The sequence below is a fragment of the Spiroplasma endosymbiont of Megaselia nigra genome (assembly GCF_003987485.1).
Classification (GTDB): domain Bacteria; phylum Bacillota_I; class Bacilli_A; order Mycoplasmatales; family Mycoplasmataceae; genus Spiroplasma.
In genome coordinates this window covers 1-4,836 of sequence record NZ_RCOO01000084.1, presented here as the reverse complement: position 1 = coordinate 4,836, position 4,836 = coordinate 1, and the positions used below count along the sequence as shown (strand labels likewise).

The window sequence follows — 4,836 nt, the reverse complement described above, 5'->3', positions numbered from 1 at the left end:
GCGATGTTTGTTCAATTTCTTTTACTGTATTTTTTCGAAATTCTGCAGTATATGTTTTAAATTTTTGTTCTTTTCCTGCCATTAAAAAATGCACCTCCTCTAAAAGTTTAGTAAAGTTCTTTTTTAATTTTACTTACTTTTTGGGGTGCAGTCTTTGGCGTTAATGATGCCCCAAGTTTAAGTAAAGCTGATATTGGTGTTGCAATGGGAAAAACAGGGACAAATGTTTCAAAAGAAGCTGCAAATATTATTTTACAAGATGATAATTTTTCAACAATTATTCGTGGTGTTGAATAAGGACGGAATGTGTATCATAAAATTAAACGGGTTATTGCTTTTGTTTGTATTGCACAATTAGCAAATGTGTTAGCTTTTATTATTATTTTAGTTACAACTAAAATTAAACCATTTGATTCTGTTAACATTTTATGGTTTAACTTAGTCATTGAAACATTAATGTCAATTACAATTGGTTTAGGAAATAATGATGATGGCTTAATGCTAGAAAAACCACGAAGTAAGAAAGAAACTTTTTTTACCAATAGTTTAGTTACAATTTTATATTTAGCTTTTGTAAAAGCTGCTACTGTTATTGGTACATTTTTTATTGGTAAAGATATTTTTCATAATATTGAAGATGCTAAAATTGCGACAATCTTAGTAATGGCTTGTTCACCAGTAATTTTTGCTTTTGCAATTCAATTACCAAATTATCGAATTAAAACACAATATAATGTTCCTCCGACTAATTATTATTTATTAGTTGCTTCAGTAATTGCGTTGGTATTAAATTTTTTGATGGTTTATACACCGGGTTTAAACTTATTTTTTTAACAACAACCAAAGAACATAAATTTGACACTTCACCACTGTTATCTTGACAAATGACTGTAGTATCATTAGGAATGATGGTGCTTCCATTATTAATACTGTTGGGATATGATGCATTTCGTAAATTAATCAAACGATAAAAGAATAACATTAAAAATTGTTTTATTAAGTCTTATTATAAAATGTTGTCAGCCCAACTACTAAAGGAAAGCAAAAAATTTTTAATTTATTAAGCAATTAAAGTTTTTCAATATTTTTTAAAATTAGTTATTTTTCTTATATAATTAACTTAGTGATTATTGGAATGGGTGAATAATATGTGAAATCTTGCAAAAGAGACTACGCGAGGGTTTACAAAAAAAATAACTCAATTTATTGGGTTAATTTTGTTTATTATTGGTGCAGTTTTAACCTTTACAGCTCTTTTTTCAACTGTTTTTCAAGTTAAAAATGGCTTAAATGATATTAATAAAAATAGTCTTCCTTATCAATATAAAATTCGAGTAGATAGTTTAAATATTGATAATAATGTGTGAAAAAGAAATCCTGCTTGAAAAATAAATGAAAATAATTGTACTTTTTTAGCTCAGTTTTATAATGAGTCAAAAATTGATGCTGAGCATTTAACATTTAATAATATTCGTGCTGATGTTTTAGGGTTAAATTGTGATTTAACTAATTCTGAAATTTGTAAATGAACAAAAGAACCATCATACTTAAACCCAGAAATGGGGACAGCTTCTTTTACTGCCTTAGTTAAAAATTTTAATAAGAATCTTACTGCTGCTTTTTTAAGTTATATTATTCATAATCCAGATGAAAGTCTTTTAAATGATTTAATTAATGGTGACAAAGTTGGCTTAGAACTTAGTTTTAATGTTGGTTATCAATTTACTGCAAATAATTTAGCAAAAGATACGCAATATTTTAATGCTACTGCTGTTAACAAAAATAAAAATTTATTATATAACGGTGATGGTTGACGAGGTAATAATATTTTTTATACTCCGTTTAATCGTCTTTTTGAAGTAACAAAATGAGAACATATTAGTGATTTAACAGAAAATAACATTATTTTAAATAAACAATATGCTAATTATAATCATTTAAAACTTGGTGGACACTTTAATTTAGGAAATAGTCAAAATTTACAATTTAATATTATTGGATATGGGGCAAAGGTAAGTAATATTTATCCTGATTTAGTAAGTCTACCAACTCTTGCTACTGGTCATAAAATTATTGATTTAAAAAATGGTTCAGTATTATTTATGAATGATATTAATTTTAATGCTATCAAGCAAAATTTTTCAAATGGAACTGAAAAAATTACTAGTTTTATTAATGTTAATGGTAATTTAACTGAACCACAAAAAATAACTTTATTAAGAAAAGTTTTAAGCAATTATTTTGTAGCGCCTGATAATGCAATTGTCGCTTTTGAAGCATCATTACCGGGACAAGTTGTTATGTTAACAAATACTGGTTTTATTATTAATACTTTAATTGCTGTTGCTTGTTCAATTATTATTTTATTTATTATTGCTTTTTTCATTAAAAAAGATATTACTAATGCAAAACGACAAATTGGAGTCTTAAAATCATTAGGATATCATCGCTTTGAATTATCATTTATTTTTACTTTTAACATTATTTTTACAACTTTAATTGGTTGTTTATTAGGATGAGCTTTAAGTATTCCTCTGCAAATGTATTTCACTGGTTCAAATTTATATTCAATAGGATTACCATTATCATCATTTTATTTTAATCCACTAATTTTTGTTTCAGCGACAATTTTTATTCCACTTATTTTTATTGGGATGTCTTTCTTAATCTCATTTATTCTTTTAAGTCGGACAGCCTTGGATTTAATTTATGATTTAAAAGGTTCTAATTTAAGTTTTCGTCCTAAAAAATTAAAAAAAGGTCGTAAATATGCTCATTTTGGATTAACATTTAATGTTCATTTATCATTTACCTTTGCACTAAAATCTTTAGGAAAATGAATTATGGTATTAATTGTTTTAGCTTTTTCGTTCTTTTTGTTAATTTTCCAGTTGGATGCAGGAGTAATGGCACAAGGAATTGTTAAAGATTCTTTCCGTTATTTTAAGAATGATATTAAATCATATTTAATTGCTAGTTATGATCAACAAGATATTGCACAAGAAGCCAGCAATAGTAAAACTTATCAGTGAATTACGGCTGATAAGCGTATGAATTATTACCATGAGGCAAAAATTCTTGATGATAATAAAACATTTAATTTTCCAAATCCATTGATGTGCTTTACAAGTCTATCTGTTTCAGATTCAAAAAATATGAAAAAAAATTGTGGTGATTTATTAAATATTATTGGTGATCCAAGTGGTGCAACTCTTGTTAGAAGTAAGATTAATTATGATGAAGAAACAAAAACATATCCATATATAAGTGCAACAACAGTTGAGGCAGTTGCTAATTATAAAGTTAAGGATAATGAGTCTGGTGAATGAATTAATGGATGAGATAATTTAGTAAAAATTATTAATCTTATGAAACCATTTTTAATTGAAAAAGGAATAAATGAAGCTGATATTCAAACAATTATTAGTGGAATTAATTTGGTTAATAGTTTAAGTACAACAACTAATGTTCAATACCCAGATATTTATTTAGGACAATATATGGTTTATAATAAAAATTATGATTTCCCGTATGTTTTCTTATCAGCAGGTTGAAGTCCAGATGATACTAAAAATTCAAAAAATCCAGTTTCACAATTAAATGTTGTTGGGTTAACAAGTGATGAAACAGAGCGTAATCAATTATTGAATTATCGTTCTAAGACAACACCAAGTGATATTGCCCAAAAAGAAGTCTTTGGCTATAAAATTAGTTCAGACCCTACTGGGAATGACTCAAATGTTCCAATTAATGAACCAATACCAGTTCTTTTAGCAAAACGGGTTTATCAATCGATGAATTTAGTTTCGGGGGATATTTTTAAATTAAATGTTCGAATTACAAATGCTATTGGGTATGTTCCAGTTGCTTTTAAAGTGATTGGTTCAAATGATGCTGATATTAGTTCAGGGAATATTTATATGAATCAAGATTCATTAGTTACGGTTATGAACCAATGAGTTAATTTAACTAAAAAAGGAGAACAATTTTTACCAAATCCTTATTATAATGTTGTTGCATCACGAGCTAGTCCATTGGGAGTAACCTTGCAGCCTTATCGTATTATTTCGTCATTTTCATTAAACGATAATTATGATTTTACAATGTTTGATAATAATAAAAAACCGGATCTTAAAAATGCATTGGACTTAAGAACAAATTTAAAATTATTAAATGGCATTAACAAAATATGACCATTTGATACTTTACGAGAAAATTATTCACAAGGAATGCGAACTGTCCGGGATGTTCTTAATGTTTTAGAAGGATTAACAATTGTCATTGTTGCTTTAATTTTATCAGTCTTAATTGCTGTGGTGCTTGATGAAAATCGCCGTACAATCTTAACTTTAAAAGTCCTTGGATATCCAACATGAAAAATTATTGCAATTGTTTTAGGATTTTACTTATTTGCAATTGTTTTAGGTTATGTTTTAAGTTATGTTATTGCCCAATTATTATGGAATGTCATTGCTCATATTGTTTTTAAAAGTACCGGAATGTTATTAATTCCTTCCTTTTCATCTTATGTTGTTTCAATAGCAACATTAGCAATTGGCTTTATTTTAATTTCAGTAATTGGAGTAGGGATTTGAAAAATTAAAAAGAATAAATTATAGAGTGCACCCCAAAAAGTAAGTATTAGTAAAAAAGGTTTATAAACTTTTATTTATTATATCCTTTTCTTTGCGGCTTGAATATCATTTATTTCATTTTTTAACATCATTAATATATTCATCATGCGATAAGTAAATATTGTTATGAATTGTTGCTTTTTTTAATAAAGAATGAAAACTTTCAATAACAATATTATCAGCACAATGATAATTTTTACCC

General features: G+C 26.6%; 2 protein-coding genes and 1 pseudogene. 2 read left to right on the top strand and 1 reads right to left on the bottom strand.

Features of this window, described 5'->3' with window-relative positions; all coding sequences use genetic code 4:
• Positions 1-306 precede the first annotated feature (306 nt).
• Together D9R21_RS08395 and D9R21_RS04360 are read left to right on the top strand one after the other, a co-directional pair.
• On the top strand, positions 307-834 hold the full coding sequence (locus tag D9R21_RS08395; protein ID WP_241568768.1) for a cation transporting ATPase C-terminal domain-containing protein: 528 nt from the start codon (positions 307-309) through the stop codon (positions 832-834).
• Positions 835-1,148: 314 nt separating this feature from the next.
• On the top strand, positions 1,149-4,619 hold the full coding sequence (locus D9R21_RS04360) for an ABC transporter permease (protein ID WP_126821248.1): 3,471 nt from the start codon (positions 1,149-1,151) through the stop codon (positions 4,617-4,619).
• Between the two features lie 36 nt (positions 4,620-4,655).
• On the opposite strand, the pseudogene D9R21_RS07115 reads toward D9R21_RS04360, so the two are convergent.
• Positions 4,656-4,836 (bottom strand): annotated as a pseudogene (locus tag D9R21_RS07115) (IS3 family transposase); the annotation flags it as partial.